Below are 20396 nucleotides of genomic sequence, written 5' to 3' on the forward strand. Positions count from 1 at the left end.
TAATGAGATAAGAGGATGTCCAAAAAGATTGATAACATCAATTTTTTAGAGGATATCCTCTTTTTTTGTTAATAATTTAACGGGAATCTTACTTTTGTAAATTTTCTTTTTCTTTTTTGTACATATAGGTTGGTAATATGTGCAGTGCGTGATAAAGTAGGGATGATATAGAGTGGATTATCCATAATCTACTAAAACGAATCTTTAGTAAAGGAATTAAATTATTGGTGAGTAAGGGGAAAAAAGCAATTATGGATCAGGAAAAAAATAATGCGAATGGGAAAGTACGTCGGCCGATTGTATACATAAACAGAACAATCATTCTCGTCTTACTATTATCACTTGTATATTTCATGTATACAAAAATTGTTGCGCATAATAAGAAAGAAGAAACTTTAAAAGCGGCAGCAGAAATGAAGAAACAAGAAGAGCTAAAAAAGAAAGAAGAAAAAAAGAAACAAGAAGTACAGAAGCAAAAACAAAAAGAGCAGGAAGAACAAGTGAAGCAAGCGCAAGCTGTGGAGAAGCTTCCCGAGGGACCACCTCAAGAAATTAATGAAAACGCTCAATTGGACCAGTATTTACAAAACGCAGGATTTAGCGGGACAGCTGTTATTGTGAAGAACGGAAAAGTTCTTTTGAATAAAGGGTACGGTATGGCAAATAAAGAACAGAAAGTACCGAATAATTCAGAGACGACTTTTTATATTGGTTCTATTTCAAAGGCATTTGTAGCAACTGCTATTATGCAGTTGAAAGATCAAAATAAATTACAAGTAGAAGATACTGTTGCAAAGTATATTCCAAATTTTCCTCAAGGTAATAGTATTCAGCTAAAACATCTATTAACACATACATCAGGGATTCCCGAATATGAGCAGGGAAAAGAAGATATTTCTCATGAAGAACTGATAAAGCGGATAGGAAATCAAAAGCGTATTGGTGGTCCAGGAGAGAAGTGGAAGTATTCTGATTCGAACTACTCTATACTTGCATACATTGCCGAGAAGGTAAGTGGACAGTCGCTCGAAGAATATATTAAACAACATATTTTTGCTATTGCGGGTATGAAACATTCTGGTTTTGGTACAGCGTTAGAACAAACAAGATTCCCATCAACGGGTTATAAAATAGTAAATAATAATATGACAACACCTAATATTCCGAGCATGTCACAACTATATGGTTGTGGTGATATATACACAAGTGCGCATGATTTATATTTATTTAACGAAGCACTATTCTCTGGTAAATTAATTTCAAAAGAGAGTTACGATCAAATGTTTACGGGTGGAAAAAAGGATTACGGGTTTGGATGGTACGTAGACCCAGGAAGCTATTCGAATCACGGTGTAATGCCAGGATGGAATTGCTTAAACGGATTTAGTAAAAATGGTAGTGTATATGTTGTTTTATTATCTAACATTCAAAATAACATTAAATCATTTGGTAAAGTGAATAACGATATTTATTCGATATTGCGGAATATTGAAGTGTAAGAAACTATCCTTTTGGATAGTTTTTTTTATGCCTTGAACTAAATATTTCTTTTAGAAAATGTATGTCTTACCTATCACAAAAATATCTATTTTGTATACATTAAGATGTATGGATGTGAAATTTTATAATCTAAAAATAATAGGAGGAGAAGTGTATGTGTCTGTTCAGAAAATATTGGCATAAATTATCGAGATTGTTTAATAGGCAATTAGATTATTTTTTAGATAATAAGTTATTACCTGCTGTGGAAAGACTTTTATTTTCACAAAACTTCGCGAGATTTATTCAAAGAAACTCTAAGCAAGCTACTGAAGAAGTTATTGAATCAAGTAGATTTCAATCTATTATTTGTAACATTTTAAAAGAATGTACTACATCACCTTTTAAAGAAATTGCAGAGCAGTATTTAGGTAAAAACGTAGAAATTACTGTGACAGTGGGACAGTTAACAGGTGTTATTGTAGCAGTTGGTGATGACTTCTTAACATTGCAAGAAGGAATAGGAACAGAAGTTTTATTACCATTTACAAGTATTATATCAATTAAAGAAGCGTAAGAAAGGAGCGTTATATATGTTATTTACTGATGAATTACGTAACCATGTTGGGGAACTAGTACAAGTTGTGACAGCTGTAGAAATCATTGCAGGCGTTCTTTTATCTGTGACGGATGGGGCAGTAATTGTTCGTACTTCTCCTTCTTATGGACCACCAGAAGATGTAATTGTGCGTATTCCTATTATTGCTTATGTTCGCTTGGAAGGGTAAGAGTGATACAAGTATGAGAGTGTCAGTTGTTATTCCAGTGCATAATGAAGCAAGTACTTTATCAAAAGTTTTAGGAGAAGTAAGAAAGCTCGAACCATATGAAATTATCATAGTAGATAATGGATCGACAGATGGTACGAAAGAAATAGCGCTACAGCATAATTGTCGTGTGATTTATTATAGATATTCCCTTGGTAATGATGTGGGACGGGCAATTGGTGCTAGAGAAGCAAAAGGTGAAATTGTTTTATTTTTAGATGGTGATATCGTCATGAAAAGTGAAGAATTATACAATTTTATTAAAGGAATACAGCAAGGACATGAGATTGTTTTAAATAATTTAACATGGTCCGTTTATTTGAAGATGAGACCGCATTATACGACGGTTGGAAAATATATGTTAAATCGTTATTTGAACAAGAAGGAGTTTGTTGTAGGATCTTTAATTGCAATACCACATGCGATAAGTCGTAAAGTGATTGAAAAACTGGGGTGGTGGAATTTAGCAGATCCAGCATTATTTCAAGCGATGGCGATGTCTAGAGGAGTAGATATTTCTGATATGGCTTCAGTTGATGTCATTTACACAAATAAAGTTCGTCCTGTCCATACGGGCACATCACCTGGCTCTCCTTATCCGAAAGCGACTAGTCGTATTATGGGTGATCATTTGCGTGCTTTACAATACGTAATCGAAACATACGGTAATCGCGGTGGTTTTTCAGAGGACAATAGAGATAGAGCGTTTGTAGGAAAGTATAAACCAGTTTTATTACAAAAGAAAAAAGCGAAATATAGTGCCATTATCCCGGTATCAGAAGAAAAAATAACTATAAGGTCTGTTATACAAGAAGTGAAAGAAGCAGGTGTAGATGAAATTATAGTTGTCGCGAATGGAGCAGATGTTGAGACTGTTAAACAGGCAAAGCTAGAGAATGTTATTGTAGTTGAATTTACGAAGGCGCTTGGACATAATGTAGCAAGAGCAATAGGGGCCATGCATGCTACGGCAGATATTTGTTTATTCGTTGATGGTGATTTTGTTATTCCAGCAAAAAAACTCACTCCATTTTTACATGCTGTTGAAGATGGAAATGACGTGGTGTTAAATGATTTACAATGCTTATTAGATATGTTTCATCCAGCAGATCCAATTAGTATGGGAAAATACTTTTTGAATTTGGTAGCGAAAAGACCAGATTTATGGAATAACTCACTAACTGCTGTACCACATGCCATGCATAAGAAGGTAATAGAGAGAATAGGATATGACTCCCTTATCATTCCGCCATTAGCACAAGTGAAAGCTATTTTAGAAGGATTCTCTATTACAACAGTAGAGTTAGTAGATGTTATAAAAACAAATCGAGTACGTCCAGAGCAACACGAATTTGTAAATGGGCGTATTTCAGCGTTTGATCGTATTTTCGGTGATCAACTTGAGGCGGTTACGTATTTATTACAACGTACGGACGAACGTGGTGGCTTTACTGATGGAGATAGAGATAGAGATATCATTCAACAATTGAGAAGGGAAGAAGAGAATACAAATGAATAGTAGTAAAGTAGCTATTATTGGGTTAGGGTATGTTGGCCTTCCTTTAGCGGTACATTTTGCAGAAAGAGGGCATACAGTACTTGGATTAGATAAAGATATTAGAAAAATAGACTCAATTATAAAAGGAGAAAGTTATATTCCAGATGTTTCTTCTAAAGAGTTACAAAGTTTATTGACGAAAAAAAAATTAACAGTAAACACACCGGATCAAGGCATTGCTGATTTTCAAAATAGTGATTATGTTATTGTCACCGTCCCGACTCCAATTAATGAACAAAGAGAACCAGACTTAAGTGCCCTCATTTCAGCTTCGCATTATATACAACAAAACCTTCAAAAAGGACAAACCTTCATTTTTGAAAGCTCCACATATCCAGGCACACTTGAAGAAGTCATCCTACCTATTATTTCTCAAAATAGTAACAAGGTAGGGGAAGATTTCTATATCGGATATTCCCCTGAGAGAATTGATCCAGCAAATAGTCAATATTCAGTTCAAGCTATTCCAAAAGTTATTAGTGGACAAACAGAAAAGTGTAGACAAAAGGTACAGGATTTATATAGTACCATTTTTGACGAAGTTGTACCTGTTAGCTCTCCGAAAGTAGCAGAGATGTGCAAGCTATTTGAAAATATTCAGCGCTTAGTTAACATTTCTTTAGTAAATGAACTAAACACACTATGTGAAAGTTTAGGAATTGATTTTTATGAGGCGCTTGAAGCCGCATCTACAAAACCGTTTGGATTTACCCCATATTGGCCAGGACCAGGAATAGGAGGACATTGCATTCCAGTAGACCCTTTATATTTTCAATGGAGAATAAAAAAGAATGGGGCAATTAGTCAATTAATTGAGGCAGCACATATAATTAATGAAGAAATGCCAGAGAAAATAGTCCGAAAAGTAAAAGGCATGGTGCAATCACCTGCATCAGTTTTAATTGTAGGAATTGCTTATAAGAAAGATGTAAATGATTTGAGAGAATCACCAGCGTTACCGATTATTCAATTATTAAGAAATCAAGGATACGAGATAGAATATCATGATCCTTATATTTCTTTCGCGGAAATTGGAGATAAGGTGTATCAATCTGTTTCTTTAGATGAAGAAAAAGTTAAAAAAGCGGATTGTATTTTAATTTTAACGGATCATTCTAATATTGATTGGAAGCTTTTTAAAGGAATGGACCGAGTAATAGATACACGCGGGATTGTAAAGAAGGTGAGTAAATGAGTAAGAAATGTTTAATTACAGGTGGGGCCGGATTTATCGGGTCGCATTTAGCTGAAGAGTTGATGAGAAGAGGTTATGAGGTCACTGTTGTGGATAACTTTTATAAAGGTAAAAATAAGTACCATGAAGAGTTAATGAAAAAAATCCGTGTTATTCCAATAAGTGTTTTAGATAAAAATTCTATTTATGAATTAGTAGATCAGCATGATGTCGTGTTTCATTTAGCAGCAATTTTAGGTGTGAAAACAACAATGGAAAAAAGTATAGAGCTCATAGAAACGAATTTTGATGGGACGAGAAATATTTTACAAGCAGCGTTAAAAGGAAAGAAGAAAGTAGTTTTTGCTTCTACTTCAGAAGTATATGGTAAGGCCAAGCCGCCTTTCTCTGAAGAGGGAGATCGATTATACGGGGCAACTTCTAAAATTCGTTGGAGTTATGCAGTTTGTAAAACGTTGGAAGAGACATTATGTTTAGGATACGCATTAGAAGGTTTACCGGTAACGATTGTTCGATATTTTAATATTTATGGTCCAAGAGCGAAAGATGGTCCGTATGCAGGGGTAATCCCGCGATTTATTAGTGCGGCTTTGCAAGGAGAAGACATTCTCGTATATGGAGATGGAAAGCAGACACGTTGCTTTACGTATGTAAGTGATGCGGTAGAGGCAACGATTCGGGCAATGGATGAGAAGGTAAATGGTGAGATTATTAATATAGGTTCTGAGAATGAAAAGAGCATAAAAGAAGTAGCAGAAGTAATTAAAAAATTAACGAATTCTTCTTCAAAGATTGTACAAGTGCCTTTTGAAGAAGTATATCCTTATGGTTTTGAAGAAATTCCAAATAGAAGACCAGACGTAACAAAATTAAAAGAGCTTGTTCAATTTCAAGCGAAAGTAACGTGGGAAAACGGATTGAAGGAAACAATTAAGTGGTTTCGTGAACAAAACAATGGCTAAGTCATTATCTGTTATTATTCCTGCATGTAATGAGGTCGATACGATTTCAGACGTTATTCAATCGGTAAGACCATTAAATCCAGTAGAAATTATTGTAGTAGCAAACGGTTGTAATGATGGAACAGAAGATGTTGCAGATCGTTTAGGGTGTAAAGTAATCAAACATACAGAGCTACTAGGGAACGATGTTGGACGTGCAGTCGGCGCAAAACATGCGATAGGTGATGTATTACTATTTATAGATGGTGATTTTGCTATTCAAACTTCAAAATTAAAATTATTCCTTAATCCGATTTTATACGATCAGGCAGATGTAGTTTTAAATAATTTGGATGCATTATTTTTAAAAAGGCAAAAACCTACTTCTATTACAGTATGGCGCCAAATATTAAATGCAATGTTAGAGCGTGAAGAATTAAAAATTAATTCTTTATTAGATGTACCTCATGCGCTGACGAAAGAAGTCGTTCAAAGCATCGGATATGAATGTTTTGTTAATCCTATTGTGGCTCATTTACGCCTACTTCAAAGTAAATGGAGAATTAGTCGTCATTGCGCCATTGACGTTATTGCGCCAAATAAATTTCGTCCATTCCAGCATGCTGCATATGGAACAAATCTTTCCCAATCTGAAAAAAGAATGATAGGTGATCATATAGAAGCAGTAGCGGCACGGATATTAAGCAGTGATGAGCGCGGAGGATATTATGATGGAAATAGGAAAAGGGATGGTGTCTATCATACTTTAAGTTTTGAAGAGTTTTATCAAGGATGGGGTGTCACATCTAATTTGTATAAAGGAAAGCAACTATCTGTTGTTATTCCCGTACAAGATGAAGAGAAAACAATTGGAAACGTTATAGAAGAGCTTCGCAAAATTGAACCCTTCGAAATTATCGTTGTTGTAAATGGTTCGTCAGATAAAACGAAAAAAATTGCAAAAGACAAAGGGGCAACGACAATTGTATATAAAGAAGCACTCGGAAATGATGTAGGGCGCTCACTTGGAACGTATTTTGCAAAAGGAGAAATTGTGTTATTTATAGACGGCGATTTTGTTATTCCAGCGAGTGAGCTATATCCTTTTGCAAAAGCTATAGCAGATGGAAAGGACGTCGCATTAAATGATTTAAATCATTATTTAGATTTAAGAGTACCGCTTCATCTTGTAACTGCATTTAAGTATGCACTAAATTTAGCTTGTGATAGAAAGGATTTAGGGGTAGGCTCACTTATTGCGGTACCTAATGCATTTAGCCAAAAGTGTTTGAAAGCAATTGGGTATAAATCTTTATTGTCACCTTGTGTAGCACAAGTGAAGGCTCTTCTTTCTGGATTTGAAATTGCATGTGTATATCGTGTTGAGGTTGATAAGATGAACCGTATTCGTCCCAGTGAACATTTCGCAAAAATAGGTCACCCTCCAGCTGTACTTCGAATTATAGGTGATCATATAGAGGGACTAGAGCAAATAATTGCATTAACAGACAATCGTGGCGGATTCTATGATGGCAATAGAAAAAGAGATGTTTTATAGAAGTAACAAAAAAAGTGTACAACATGTGTACACTTTTTTGTTCTGTTATAAAAACTATAACAGATTAGGAGATAAGAGTATTACAGCTCTACAATGGGTATTGTTCTTATATTACAAAATAGGACTCGTATATAAGGGTACCAAAAAAATACAATTAAGGAAAGAGTTAATTTTAAAGACTTTTAAATGAAGTTAACACTATATATATAGTAGTTTGCTCAACATTTCACAAACATGTCACAACTATTTCGTTCACTTTCGTAAAAAAGTAGTATTCTAAGTGTGTAAGCTGTTATATAAAAAATCTTAGTCCTGTACTAATCAAAAATGGAGGAGATTAGGATGACTCAAGTATTAGAAAATGTTAAAAACGCATGGGAAAACTTTAAAGGTGAAAAATGGAAAGCAGAGATTGATGTTCGCGATTTCATTTTAAATAATGTAAACGTTTTCGAAGGGGACGAATCTTTCTTAGCAGAAGCAACTGAAGCAACGAAACAACTTTGGGATCAAGTAATGGATTTAACAACAAAAGAACGTGAAAACGGTGGCGTTCTTGATATGGATACAAAAATTGTTTCTTCTATTACATCACATGACCCAGGATACTTAAATAAAGATATTGAAAAAGTAGTCGGTTTCCAAACTGATAAACCGTTTAAGCGTTCTTTACAACCATATGGTGGTATTCGTATGGCAGAACAAGCTTGTGAATCTTATGGATACGAAATGGATAAAGAACTTAGTCGTATTTTTAGAGATTGGAGAAAAACTCATAACCAAGGTGTATTTGATGCTTATACACCAGAAATGAGAGCTGCTCGTAAGTCAGGTGTTATTACTGGTCTTCCAGATGCATACGGACGTGGACGTATTATCGGTGACTATCGCCGCGTAGCGTTATATGGGGTAGATCATTTAATTGAAGCGAAAAAAGCAGATTTAAATTTAACTGGCGGTGTAATGAGCGAAGAGACAATGCGTTTACGCGAAGAATTATCTGAGCAAATGCGTGCACTTCAAGAGTTAAAACAAATGGCTGCTTCTCATGGCTTCGATATTTCTAAGCCAGCAACAAACACGCAAGAAGCATTCCAATGGTTATACTTCGCATATCTTGCAGCAATTAAAGAGCAAAACGGAGCTGCAATGAGTCTTGGACGTACTTCTACATTCTTAGATATTTACATTGAAAGAGATTTAGCAAATGGTACTTTAACAGAAGAAGAAGTACAAGAAATTGTAGATCACTTCATTATGAAATTACGTCTTGTGAAATTTGCAAGAACACCTGATTATAATGAATTATTCTCTGGTGACCCAACTTGGGTAACTGAGTCTATCGGTGGTATGGCATTAGATGGTCGTCCATTAGTAACAAAGAACTCATTCCGTTTCTTGCATACATTAGATAATTTAGGACCAGCTCCAGAACCAAACTTAACAGTTCTTTGGTCTAAACAATTACCAGAGAACTTTAAAAACTACTGTGCGAAAATGTCTATTAAAACATCAGCAATTCAATATGAAAATGATGACATTATGCGTGCTGACTACGGCGATGACTACGGAATTGCATGTTGCGTATCTGCAATGAGAATTGGTAAACAAATGCAATTCTTCGGCGCACGTGCAAACTTAGCAAAAGCATTACTATATGCGATTAACGGTGGTAAAGATGAAAAATCTAAAGCACAAGTTGGTCCTGAGTACGCACCAATTACTTCTGAAGTATTAAATTATGAAGAAGTTATGCATAAGTTTGATATGACAATGGAATGGTTGGCGGGTCTATATTTAAACACATTAAATGTTATCCATTACATGCATGATAAATATAGCTATGAACGTATTGAAATGGCACTTCATGATACAAACGTTCTTCGTACAATGGCAACAGGTATTGCTGGTCTATCTGTAGTAGCAGATTCATTAAGTGCAATTAAATACGCAAAAGTAAAACCACTTCGTGATGAAAATGGTATTGCAGTTGACTTCGAGATTGAAGGAGATTTCCCTAAATACGGTAACAATGATGATCGTGTAGATGAGATTGCTGTAAATCTTGTAAAAACATTTATGAATAAACTTCGTAAACATAAAACATACAGAAATTCTGTTCATACAATGTCAATCTTAACAATCACATCTAACGTTGTATACGGTAAGAAAACTGGTAATACTCCAGATGGCCGCCGTACTGGAGAACCATTTGCACCAGGTGCGAACCCAATGCATGGACGTGATACAAAAGGTGCATTAGCTTCATTATTATCTGTGGCTAAATTACCATATGAAGATGCACAAGATGGTATTTCTAATACATTCTCTATTATTCCGAAAGCACTTGGTAAAGAAGATGATGTACAAGTACGTAACTTAGTATCAATGCTTGATGGCTATGCAGTAAAAGAAGGCCACCACTTAAATATTAACGTATTTAACCGTGAAACATTAATGGATGCAATGGAACATCCTGAGAAATATCCACAATTAACAATTCGCGTATCTGGTTACGCTGTAAACTTTATTAAATTAACTCGTGAACAACAAATTGATGTAATTAACCGTACAATGCATGAAAGCATGTAAATGAAAAAAGTGTCCCTTCGCTCTTAATATATAGCGAAGGGAGGCTGTTTCAATAAAGGAGGAAGTAACATGGTAAAAGGAAGAATACATTCTGTAGAGTCTTGTGGTACTGTTGATGGCCCAGGGATTCGTTATGTCATATTTACACAAGGGTGTTTATTACGTTGTCAATATTGTCATAATGCTGATACGTGGGAAATCGGTAAAGGTAAAGAAATAACAGTTGAAGAAGTGATGCAGGATGTGACATGTTACCTTCCATTTATTGAAGCTTCCGGAGGAGGTATAACAGTTAGCGGTGGAGAGCCGTTATTACAGCTAGACTTTTTAATTGAGTTGTTTAAAAAGTGTAAAGAGGCTGGTATCCATACAACAATCGACTCTTCTGGTGGTTGTTATTCTGAGGAACCAGAATTCCAAAATAAGCTAGATATTTTAATGGATTATACAGATTTAGTTTTATTGGATCTGAAACATATCGATTCCAAAAAGCATCGTAAATTAACAGGGAAACCAAATGAACATATTTTACAATTTGCTCGTTATTTATCGGATAAGAATAAACCGATTTGGGTACGACACGTATTAGTTCCTGGTGTTACGGATAATGAAGAGGATCTACAAAAACTATCTAGCTTTATTCAAAGTCTGTCTAATGTTCAAAAAGTTGAAGTGTTACCATATCATAAGCTTGGTGTATATAAATGGGAGGCGCTTGGACACAAGTATCCACTCGCAAATGTAGAACCACCTACTGAGAAAAATGTAGAACATGCTAAATATATTTTACAAGCGGTCTAATCCAAATATTGGATTAGGCTTTTTGCTTTCTTTACAATAAAATCTAGAGTATATATTGATAAAAGAGTATACTGAAAATAGAATATCCATAATTTTGTACGGAATAAATGGAGAAATTTACATAATTGTAAAGGGAAATCAAAATAGTAAAAAGAATTAAGAAGTAAAAGAGTGAGTATCATGGAATAGAGAACATTTGTAAGTTATTGCGAAAGCTCTTATAGGAAAGTATAATGTAAAGATATGAGCACAGATAGGATTAAGGGGTCAATCTTATATGCTTTGCATATCCACGACAGGTACATAGCTGAAAGGGAATTATTAGAATCTGTTTATGTAATTTTTAAGGAAAATGTTTTTCCTATTGTCGTATATGCAATATGGAGAAACAAAAAGCTAGGAGTGGATTTGTTTGATAAAAAACCCCAAGGTTTTAATATTAACTGCACATTACGGTAATGGTCATGTGCAAGTAGCAAAAACATTAGAACAAACATTTCGCCAAAAAGGAATTGAAGATGTTATTGTATGCGACTTGTTTGGAGAATCACATCCATTTATAACTGACATTACAAAATATCTATATTTAAAAAGTTATACAATAGGAAAAGAATTATATCGTTTGTTTTATTACGGGGTAGAAAAAATTTATGATAAGAAAATAGCATCTTGGTATGCGAACTTTGGAAGAAAACGTTTGAAAACACTGTTACAGGTGGAGAAACCAGATATTGTAATTAATACATTTCCAATTATCGCTGTACCAGAATTGAAGAAACAAACAGGTATTTCAATTCCTGTCTATAATGTATTAACGGATTTTTGCGTGCACAAAATATGGATTCATCGAGAAGTAGATCGTTATTTTGTTGCAACGGATCATGTGAAAGAATTGATGGTTGATATCGGTGTACCTGCGGAACAAATTGTTGAAACCGGAATTCCAATTCGGAGTAGTTTTGAGTTAAAGGTAAATCCAGAAATCATATATAATAAATATCAGTTATGTAAGAATAAAAAGATTTTACTAATTGTAGCAGGTGCTCATGGGGTATTAGGAAATGTAAAAGAACTATGCCAATCATTTATGTCAGTGCCTAATTTACAAGTAGTTGTCGTTTGTGGGAAAAATGAAGCTTTAAAACAGGATTTATTAAGTTTACAGAAGCAAAATTCCGATGCATTAAAAGTGTTTGGGTATGTTGAAAATATTGATGAATTATTCCGTGTTACTTCTTGTATGATTACGAAGCCAGGCGGAATAACATTAAGTGAAGCAGCAGCGTTGCAAGTACCTGTCATTTTATATAAGCCTGTTCCAGGTCAAGAAAATGAAAATGCGATGTACTTTGAAAGAAAGGGAGCAGCAGTTGTCATTCGCGATGATAGTGAGGTTTTTGCAAAAACAGAGGCATTATTACAAGATGATGTGAAGCTTCTTCAAATGAAAGAAGCAATGAAAAGCATCTATCTTCCAGAGCCAGCTGGCCATATTGTAGATGCAATTTTGGCGGAAAATCATGCAGAACCGCGTCATATACCTATTAAATCACCTGCTCTTGCACAATCTTTTACTTAATATGAAACCCTCTTTGTATATGTAAAGAGGGTTCTTTATTATTTTTAAAGAAAATTTAGCAAGTTATCCACAAAAGGATTGCGCTTTCATTAAACAGTAAAGTCGGAATATTAACAACTATATCCACATTGTCCACAATTTTTAGAAAAATATCCACAATTAAAACAGCTGATATATGCTTTAATATAGAAAAATATTAAATGTTTTTGAAAATTACTAACAATTTCATCGGTTTTGTGGATAAAGTTGTCCACAGCAAAAAAGTCCCTTATGTATAAGGGGCTTTTTTGCTTACTTCTATCAGTCGAGAAAATTATGTAATGAAAATGAATAATTAGGGGGGAAACTTCTAATTATTCATTTTCACTTTAAATGCTTTTCGAGCGATATCCTGCTGCACGATCTGCTTTTTGAAATTCGCGTTGATAGAGAACTTCTTGTGTACTAGATAATGTGTTTTTTGTTTTATCACGTTTCTTTTTATCCATTACAAATCACCTCGTGTCTTAAAGTTACTATTTATCGTTTCCAAAGACATGAGGGGATATACGCATATGGAAAATGTTAACAATTGATTATCATTTCAGAAAATTTAGATTACGCTTCTTTTAATTGATGAGCATCTTGGAAGGTTGTATCTCGCATTGTAGCAAGTGTGTATTGATCTTTTGGAATTTCATATAAGTTATACACTTCTTCGTTTGCGTTAATTTCATCATATACGGCTTTTCTTGTTTCGTTTGCTAGATTCACATATTGCAGTTTTTCTGCAGCTTTAATAGAACGAATATTTATTTTACGAATACGCATGAAAATTGTTTCAATATCTAATTCATAGAAAAGTTCACTAAAAAATGAATCTTTTGCCAATTTGTTATAGCCTTTTCCATGATATGGTTTGCCAAGCCATGTCCCGAGAAATCCAGCTTTTTCTTGCACATCAAATAAAGTAATTGTTCCGATAGGGTTACCCCATTCATCTAAAATTGTGCGTGAAATTAATTCACCACGCTCTTCAGCTTCAATCGTTTGTTTCGTTAAGAATAAATATTCTTCATAAGAATAAGCCTTTTGACGCACAAAAGGGAAGACAGCTGGATCCACCATTAACTCGTATAGAACGTGGCTGTCGTGTAAGTCGCGTTTTTTCAACATACTAACTCCTCCTCACACGAGGGTAGCATGACGAAAAAACACCCCACCCTCGAAATTTTTATATCAATCTTTAAAAAATTTCGGGGTGGGAATCGAACCCACTAGAACCAGTTTCTAACGCTGGTGGCGCACCATTTGCCTTCCCCATTCATCAATTTGAAAATGATAATCACGACACAAATTGATTATGGTTTCATTCAGTTTATAATCGTATAATACTTTATCTAGTCAAAAAAATAAACTAGTTTTTTTTATTTTTTTTGTAAATTATTTTTCCATCAATCATAGTTAGTACAGGCTTGGCTAAATAATGGAAAGGATGATGAGTCCATAGCACGAGATCGGCGTCTTTTCCAACCTCGATGCTTCCAATTCTATCCTCTAAACGCAAATTTCGTGCTGGGAATATGGTGATTCCTTCTAGTGCTGTTTTCTCGTCTAACCCTTCTCTTACTGCAACAGCAGCGCAAACATTTAAATATTGAATGGGTGTATAAGGATGATCTGTTGTGATAGAAACTTCCACACCATTTTTTGATAATATATGGTAAGTATCCCATGTTTTATTTTTTAGTTCGATTTTAGAACGGCGTGTCAGAGTGGGACCAACTGAAACCTTCAAATTGTGTTTTGAAAGTTCTTCAACAATAAAGTGTCCTTCTGTGCAATGTTCAATGCGTAAATCGAGATTGAATTCTGTTGCAAAGCGTAGAGCAGAACTAATATCATCTGCTCGGTGAGCGTGGATACGTACGGGTATTTCACGACGTAATGCTTTTAGAATAGGAAGCATTCGAAAATCAGCTTCGTGCCCGTAATGTTGTGCTTCATAGAATGATTCCCGAAGTAACCCCATAATCCCCATACGTGTAATGGATTCTTTTGTTCCATTACTATGGACTTTTTTAGGATTTTCTCCAAAGGCAATCTTTAAACCAGCAGGTTCTTGAATAATCATATGATCAATACAAGTTCCAGCTGTTTTTATTACACAAGTAGTACCCCCGATAATATTTTGACTGCCAGGCATAACGTGAACGGTTGTAATTCCGTTTTGTACAGCGTCTTGAAAGGCAATATCGAAAGGATGGATTCCATCTAAAGAACGAATATGTGGTGTTGAAACTTCAGATGTTTCATTGGCATCATTTCCAGCCCAACCAGTACCTTCATCATAGAGACCAAGGTGAGTATGGACATCAATAAAGCCAGGTAAGAGATGGAGTGCTCGTGCATCTATAACGGTCATATCTTGAGTAGGTGGAATAAAAGGTTTGACCTCGGTAATTCGCTCTCCTGTAACGAGTACATCTCCTTGAAACTTTTGAGATGTAATAGGGTATACAATGGCCTGTTTGAGCAATATTTTCATAGGTACCTCATTTCTGTTACTTTATAATGCTAATGGAAGTTAAGGGAAAGTAACTGAAAGGTTATTTGTGTGGTAATGCTTCGGATCCTAGAAAATGAAAGTTTTGAAAGAGCCCATGTAAAATTGTGTTTTAGAAGTACTACATTGTATGCGAAAGTATATTTTGTAATGCATGGTCTATTTCTGGAAATGTGTATTGGTATCCATGTTCAATTGCTTTAATGGGTAATACACGTTGCCCTTCTAGTACAAGTATGCTCATTTCACCTAATAAAGTTTGAATGATAAAAGAAGGTACAGGCAACCAATGAGGCTTTTTCATTATAGTTGCAATGGTTTCTCCAAATTCCTTCATTCTTATAGGTGTTGGTGCTGTCATATTAAGAGGACCATCAATTTCTTTTTTGTGTATGATGAAATCCATCATACGAACGACATCGTCTATATGAATCCATGATAACCATTGCTTCCCAGAACCAATGGTGCCGCCGATATAGAATTGATAGGGAAGTAGCATTTTTGGAAGAGCTCCTTCATTTGTACCTAATACAACTCCAAATCTTGCGTAGATTGTTCGTATTCCGAGAGAACGTGCTTTAGATGCTTCTTGTTCCCATGAATATACTGTATTTGCTAAAAAGTCATTTCCAGGAGTCTCATGCTGTTCTGTAAAAGACTCTATTTCAGACGTTCCATAGTATCCAATAGCACTTGCGTTAATAAATGTGTGTGGCTTTGTATGGAGTCCCTGCAATTGTTTAATGAGTCCTTTTGTTGTTTGAATTCTACTGTTTAAAATGGCTTTCTTTTGTTGCTTTGTCCATCTACTATTAATAGACTCTCCCGCTAGATTAATAACTACATCAATAGAAGAGAGGGGGAAGGTTTGTAAATCTGGTGTCCATTGAACATACTGAAGGTTAGGATCGGAAGTTTCAGTAGTTTTTTTTCGTGTGAGAATGTAAACAGTATATCCTTTTTGAATAAAAAAAGTAGAAAGGGATTTACCGATAAAGCCTGTACCACCAGAAATTGCGATTTTCACAAGTATTTCCTCCTCATTATATATATTCTTGAAAAGAAAAAATGTTCCTCGACTATGTTAAAATAATAGAGAGGTGAGAGTATGGCTGTCATTACAAAAATAGAAGTACAAAAACGATCGAAAGAACGATTTAATATTTATATTGATAAAGGTCAAGGCGAAGAGTACGGATTTAGTGTGGATCAAGTAATCTTAATAAAGCATGGATTACAAAAAGGCTTAGAAATTGATGAAATCGAGTTAGGAAATATTTTGTACAATGAAGAAGTGCAAAAAGCATATTTACAAGCAATCTCCTATTTATCCTATCAAATGAGAACAAAACAAGAAATAGAAGATTTTTTACGAAAAAAAGAAGCGGGACAGGCCATCATCTCTGAAGTCGTTTCGAAATTATTACATGACCGATATATTAATGATAAAGAGTATGCTGTTTTATATACGCGAACGCAAAGTAATGTGAATCGAAAAGGTCCAACTGTTATTAAAAGAGAGTTATTAAATAAAGGTGTTCAGGATTTAATTATTACACATAGTTTACAAGAATATCCGAAGGAAAAGCAAATTGAGAATGCCTTGTTTCTCATAGAGAAGAAGAAAAAATCTTATCAAAAACATTCTTTTTTACAAATGAAACTAAAGTTAGATGAGATGCTTGTTCGAAAAGGATATTCTAGAGAAGTAATTCAAATTTGTTTGGAAGAATTGAAAGACGAAAAAGATGACGAAAAGCAACAAGAAGCGTTACACTATCATGGGAATAAATATTATGAGAAATATAAGAAGCATGATGGATGGACATTTGAAAACAAGATGAAACAAGCGTTATATCGAAAAGGATTCTCTATTGATGAAATCGAGATATTTTTGCAAATGAAACGCGAAGAGGAATGAGGAGAATAAGATGAATATGCCAAAACGCTACAGTGAAATGACACCGCATGAGCTAAGAGAAGAAATTGGCGCTTTGAAGGAGCAAGCAGTAAAAGCGGAGCAGCTTGGGATTGTCAATGAATTTGATGTATTAATGAGAAAAATGGCAATGGCTCGTGCTTATATGACGGATATAAACAAATTCCGTATTGGTGAAACATATGAATTAGTAGAAGAACCTGGTGTATTATTTAAAATTACGTATTTCAATGGGGTATTTGCTTGGGGATATAAGCAAAATGATAATGAAGAGATTGGCATACCAATTTCCTTATTGCAAGAAAAATAAAAACCAGAGAGCATATATCTCTCTGGTTTTCATCTTTGGTAGGCGTTAAAGGAGATAGGAGATTCTAAAATTGGCGTTTTTTACATTCATTTGCCAATATAATGAGAGACTGGGTTTGTTGCGTCTGTCCGTTAACTTGCGCTTTCGCATGTTTTGGACGAGTCCACGTATGGTTAAATAATTCAGAACGACTATCTAAGCGATCACGGTAGCTCATCTTTATCACCTCGTGTAGGAAGTTAATTTAATTTGTACTACTCTTCCTGCTGATTTGCAGCACGCATACGTTCTTGTGGGTGCGTGTTAATTGTGCCGTTAGGTCGTTTCGAAGCGAAGCGTGATTTCGCTTTCGGTTGACCGTCGATTTTGCTGTTGTTTTTTGACTCAGACCAAAATTCGGCTTGTTTACCCATTACGAACGCCCTCCTCATTATCGGTTGATACCTCTTTAAGAAGTATCAATTATAGAATGTGCAAAATTGAAGAAACTATCCTTTAGAAATGAAGGGATAAATAGGTAAAAGGAGATTATAATATGAATGATATTTATGAAACATTAACGAAAGAATTATTAGACAAGAATGACAAGCTTTCTTACGCACAAGCTCGTGCGTGGGTTGAGTTACTATGGGAAGATTTTCAAACAACTTATGCAAAATCAGGTCGTTATCAAGGCGATGAAATGACGGAACAAGTGGTACGATCATGGATTAATAATCATGGTGTACGCCTTCATGAAATGCGTACAAATAATCCGAAGTATAGTCATTTAATTAATCAAGAAGATCATTTGAAACATTAAAAAAAGCGACTTAAGTCGCTTTTTTTAATGTGGAAGTAATTCCAGTTTTTTTCGAAGCTTTTCTTCACTAAAGATCCATCCTGTATAGGAACTAATAATATTTAAATTGTGGTCGAGCTGAACGATTGCAACAAATGGATAATAATCTTTACTTCGATATCGTAAATCAATGAATCGTACTTCATAATAATGGTCATGATCAAAAATATCCCAGCGATATACAGGAGAGAAAGATAGAAAGGCCGAGATGTTTTCATCTTGTTTAGCTGCTCGCATAATATTATTGTCTGGGAACGGTACCCGATCGAACTTATCATATATCATGATGTTACCACGGTGCCATCTCGCAACGTAGTAATAATCAGCCGTAACGATTGCTAAATGGTAATGGTAAAATCGGTAAGAAGGAGAAATGATAATCTTTTCGACATTTTTGAAACGTTTGTGTACAACGCTTCTTATATTTCTGTGCATCATAATCCGTCCGATATAGTAAACAATCATTAATATATATGCCGCTAAAGCTGTATATCCCTTATGAGAACCGACGAGCATGCAAGCAATTGCAAGTATATGGATAAAGAAAATTACGGTATCGAATGTATTAATCACGCCGAGTGCGACCCATTTTTTTGTGAAAGGCCGTAATGCTTGTGTACCATAGGCATTGAAAATATCTACAAAGACGTGAAGGAAGACAGCAATAAATGACCAAAGCAGTAGATGAAGATATGGAGCGTCTGAAAAGAAGGCGAAAGAGATGCCACTTATAAGGAATGACCAAAGAATTACCGCAGGAATAGAATGAGTAATCCCACGATGATTTCTTATATATTTAGCGTTATTACGCAATTTTAAAACTGTGTCAATGTCAGGAATGTTGGAACCAGCAATTGTAGCAAGCATAACAGCTTGGGGGCCAATATCACTTTGTGCTATGGCTGGATCTAATGTTGCTAAGCTACCTAAAGTGATACCCATAACAAGGTGAGTGGCTGTGTCCATAGAAATCCACCTCCGTTTTTTATTAATGTAACTCTTTTTATTCGATACCTCAAGTCCTTTGCCTTCTATTTCCTGTATCATCTTACTTAAATTTTTTCCTAAAATCTTTATAATAGTACTTATATGCAAAAAAATGAGGGGGATCAAGTTTGACACTTGAAATACTAAACAATTTTAATATAGAGCAGTTTCAAAATGATTTAATTGGTTGGTTTGAAGAAGAACAGCGCGACTTACCATGGAGAAAGAATAAAGATCCATACCGCGTTTGGGTTTCTGAAATTATGTTACAGCAAACAAGAGTAGAAGCTGTAAAACCATATTACGCAAATTTTATGGGGAAGTTTCCTACACTTGAAGCGTTAGCGAACGCAGATGATGAAGAAGTATTAAAAGCATGGGAAGGTTTAGGATATTATTCTAGAGCACGTAATTTACATGCGGCAGTAAAAGAGGTAAAAGAAGTATACGGCGGAGTTGTACCAAGTGATGTAAAGAAAATTGAAAAGTTAAAAGGAGTCGGACCATATACAAAAGGTGCTATTTTAAGTATCGCATATGGTATACCAGAGCCGGCAGTTGATGGAAATGTTATGCGTGTATTATCTCGTATTTTATCAGTATGGGATGATATTGCAAAACCAAAGACTCGAAAAGTTTTTGAAGAGATTGTGCGTGAAATTATTTCGATTGAAAATCCATCTTATTTTAATCAAGGTTTGATGGAATTAGGTGCACTAATTTGTATTCCGAAAAATCCAGCATGCTTACTTTGTCCTGTACGTGAACATTGCAGAGGGTATGCTGAAGGTGTTCAAAAAGAATTACCAGTAAAAAGTAAAGCGAAAGCTCCTAAAATGGTACCTATTGTTGCAGGTGTACTTCAAACTGAAGACGGTCGTTACGTTATTAATAAACGTCCAAGTACAGGTTTGTTAGCTAACATGTGGGAGTTTCCGAATGTGGAACTTGGAGAAAGTATTCGAAATCAGAAGGAACAGCTTATAGATTATATGAAAGAAAAATTTGAGCTCGAGGTTTTTATTGATGAATACGCAATGAATGTACAACATACGTTTACACATCGTACTTGGGATATATTTGTATTTTACGGAAAAGTAACAGGTAATATTGTTGATACAGATACATTAAAATTTGTATCAAAAGAGGTATTTGAGCAATTACCTTTCTCAAAATCACACCGTACTATTTATGAAAATTGTGTGGAGAAAATTACAATGCAATAAATAAAAAAGTGTTCCCAA

Annotated in this window: 22 protein-coding genes; 15 read left to right on the plus strand and 7 right to left on the minus strand. The window is 34.9% G+C overall.

The genetic code is table 11. The features are described 5' to 3' along the window. The first annotated feature begins 251 nt into the window (after positions 1-251). The 11 genes from EBQ15_RS23030 (at position 252) to EBQ15_RS23080 (ending at position 12530) form a co-directional block, all read left to right on the plus strand. A complete protein-coding gene (locus EBQ15_RS23030) occupies positions 252-1499 on the plus strand; it encodes a serine hydrolase domain-containing protein (protein WP_000371845.1) in 1248 nt (415 codons plus the stop codon). 155 nt (positions 1500-1654) lie between these two features. Then, on the plus strand, positions 1655-2056 hold the full coding sequence (locus EBQ15_RS23035; RefSeq protein WP_000335534.1) for an LSm family protein: 402 nt from the start codon (positions 1655-1657) through the stop codon (positions 2054-2056). 16 nt (positions 2057-2072) lie between these two features. Then, positions 2073-2267: an LSm family protein gene (locus tag EBQ15_RS23040; RefSeq protein WP_000899468.1), complete on the plus strand. Its 195-nt coding sequence runs from the start codon at positions 2073-2075 to the stop codon at positions 2265-2267. A 13-nt stretch (positions 2268-2280) separates the two neighbouring features. Further along, on the plus strand, positions 2281-3825 hold the full coding sequence (locus EBQ15_RS23045; RefSeq protein ID WP_001266452.1) for a glycosyltransferase family 2 protein: 1545 nt from the start codon (positions 2281-2283) through the stop codon (positions 3823-3825). Further along, positions 3818-5059, plus strand: coding sequence for a nucleotide sugar dehydrogenase (locus tag EBQ15_RS23050; protein ID WP_001088930.1), 1242 nt, complete (start codon positions 3818-3820; stop codon positions 5057-5059). Before EBQ15_RS23045 ends, EBQ15_RS23050 begins: the two co-directional genes overlap by 8 nt. Continuing rightward, on the plus strand, positions 5056-6021 hold the full coding sequence (locus EBQ15_RS23055) for an NAD-dependent epimerase/dehydratase family protein (RefSeq protein ID WP_000037015.1): 966 nt from the start codon (positions 5056-5058) through the stop codon (positions 6019-6021). The genes EBQ15_RS23050 and EBQ15_RS23055 overlap by 4 nt, the downstream gene beginning before the upstream one ends. Further along, positions 6014-7558 (plus strand): glycosyltransferase family 2 protein, encoded by a 1545-nt coding sequence (locus EBQ15_RS23060; RefSeq protein ID WP_033683813.1) that lies wholly within the window; start codon positions 6014-6016, stop codon positions 7556-7558. The genes EBQ15_RS23055 and EBQ15_RS23060 overlap by 8 nt, the downstream gene beginning before the upstream one ends. Then, positions 7527-7748 carry a hypothetical protein gene (locus tag EBQ15_RS23065; protein ID WP_016117126.1) on the plus strand — a complete coding sequence of 74 codons (222 nt, stop codon included), beginning with the start codon at positions 7527-7529 and terminating at the stop codon, positions 7746-7748. Before EBQ15_RS23060 ends, EBQ15_RS23065 begins: the two co-directional genes overlap by 32 nt. A gap of 152 nt (positions 7749-7900) precedes the next feature. Continuing rightward, entirely contained in the window at positions 7901-10150 is a 2250-nt protein-coding gene (pflB, locus tag EBQ15_RS23070) for a formate C-acetyltransferase (protein ID WP_000195466.1), read from the plus strand. 69 nt (positions 10151-10219) lie between these two features. Further along, entirely contained in the window at positions 10220-10951 is a 732-nt protein-coding gene (gene pflA, locus EBQ15_RS23075; protein ID WP_000238467.1) for a pyruvate formate-lyase-activating protein, read from the plus strand. 412 nt (positions 10952-11363) lie between these two features. After that, positions 11364-12530: a diglucosyl diacylglycerol synthase gene (locus EBQ15_RS23080; RefSeq protein ID WP_000594688.1), complete on the plus strand. Its 1167-nt coding sequence runs from the start codon at positions 11364-11366 to the stop codon at positions 12528-12530. Positions 12531-12898: 368 nt separating this feature from the next. Here EBQ15_RS23080 and EBQ15_RS23085 read toward each other — a convergent pair whose 3' ends face one another. From EBQ15_RS23085 to EBQ15_RS23100, 4 genes are all read right to left on the minus strand, one after another. After that, positions 12899-13018, minus strand: coding sequence for a YfhE family protein (locus tag EBQ15_RS23085; protein ID WP_000358486.1), 120 nt, complete (start codon positions 13016-13018; stop codon positions 12899-12901). A gap of 109 nt (positions 13019-13127) precedes the next feature. Beyond that, entirely contained in the window at positions 13128-13685 is a 558-nt protein-coding gene (locus tag EBQ15_RS23090) for a GNAT family N-acetyltransferase (RefSeq protein WP_000914737.1), read from the minus strand. A gap of 241 nt (positions 13686-13926) precedes the next feature. Next, positions 13927-15057 carry an amidohydrolase gene (locus tag EBQ15_RS23095; protein WP_000698314.1) on the minus strand — a complete coding sequence of 377 codons (1131 nt, stop codon included), beginning with the start codon at positions 15055-15057 and terminating at the stop codon, positions 13927-13929. Positions 15058-15196: 139 nt separating this feature from the next. Continuing rightward, positions 15197-16102 carry a TIGR01777 family oxidoreductase gene (locus tag EBQ15_RS23100; RefSeq protein WP_000684383.1) on the minus strand — a complete coding sequence of 302 codons (906 nt, stop codon included), beginning with the start codon at positions 16100-16102 and terminating at the stop codon, positions 15197-15199. A gap of 81 nt (positions 16103-16183) precedes the next feature. Here EBQ15_RS23100 and recX point away from each other — a divergent pair, with 81 nt between their 5' ends. Together recX and EBQ15_RS23110 are read left to right on the plus strand one after the other, a co-directional pair. Further along, on the plus strand, positions 16184-16996 hold the full coding sequence (recX, locus tag EBQ15_RS23105; RefSeq protein ID WP_000268500.1) for a recombination regulator RecX: 813 nt from the start codon (positions 16184-16186) through the stop codon (positions 16994-16996). A gap of 10 nt (positions 16997-17006) precedes the next feature. Further along, positions 17007-17324 (plus strand): YfhH family protein, encoded by a 318-nt coding sequence (locus EBQ15_RS23110; RefSeq protein WP_001057024.1) that lies wholly within the window; start codon positions 17007-17009, stop codon positions 17322-17324. Positions 17325-17388: 64 nt separating this feature from the next. On the opposite strand, the gene EBQ15_RS23115 is transcribed toward EBQ15_RS23110, so the two are convergent. Further along, the gene (locus tag EBQ15_RS23115; protein WP_000122093.1) at positions 17389-17541 is read right to left on the minus strand and encodes a YpzG family protein; all 153 of its coding nucleotides are present in this window, start codon (positions 17539-17541) and stop codon (positions 17389-17391) included. A gap of 37 nt (positions 17542-17578) precedes the next feature. Next, positions 17579-17737, minus strand: coding sequence for a small, acid-soluble spore protein K (locus EBQ15_RS23120; protein ID WP_000517891.1), 159 nt, complete (start codon positions 17735-17737; stop codon positions 17579-17581). A gap of 122 nt (positions 17738-17859) precedes the next feature. On the opposite strand from EBQ15_RS23120, the gene EBQ15_RS23125 reads away from it, so the two are divergent. After that, positions 17860-18126, plus strand: a complete 267-nt coding sequence (locus EBQ15_RS23125) for a YfhJ family protein (RefSeq protein WP_000998166.1) — start codon at positions 17860-17862, stop codon at positions 18124-18126. A 24-nt stretch (positions 18127-18150) separates the two neighbouring features. Here the strand turns inward: EBQ15_RS23125 and EBQ15_RS23130 are convergent, their stop codons facing one another. Further along, the gene (locus tag EBQ15_RS23130; protein ID WP_000379106.1) at positions 18151-19131 is read right to left on the minus strand and encodes a metal-dependent hydrolase; all 981 of its coding nucleotides are present in this window, start codon (positions 19129-19131) and stop codon (positions 18151-18153) included. Positions 19132-19280: 149 nt separating this feature from the next. On the opposite strand from EBQ15_RS23130, the gene mutY reads away from it, so the two are divergent. Next, positions 19281-20378, plus strand: coding sequence for an A/G-specific adenine glycosylase (gene mutY, locus EBQ15_RS23135; RefSeq protein WP_000171390.1), 1098 nt, complete (start codon positions 19281-19283; stop codon positions 20376-20378). Positions 20379-20396: the final 18 nt, after the last annotated feature.

This window comes from Bacillus sp. 2D03 (genome assembly GCF_003946765.1).
In the GTDB taxonomy this organism is placed as follows: domain Bacteria; phylum Bacillota; class Bacilli; order Bacillales; family Bacillaceae_G; genus Bacillus_A; species Bacillus_A cereus.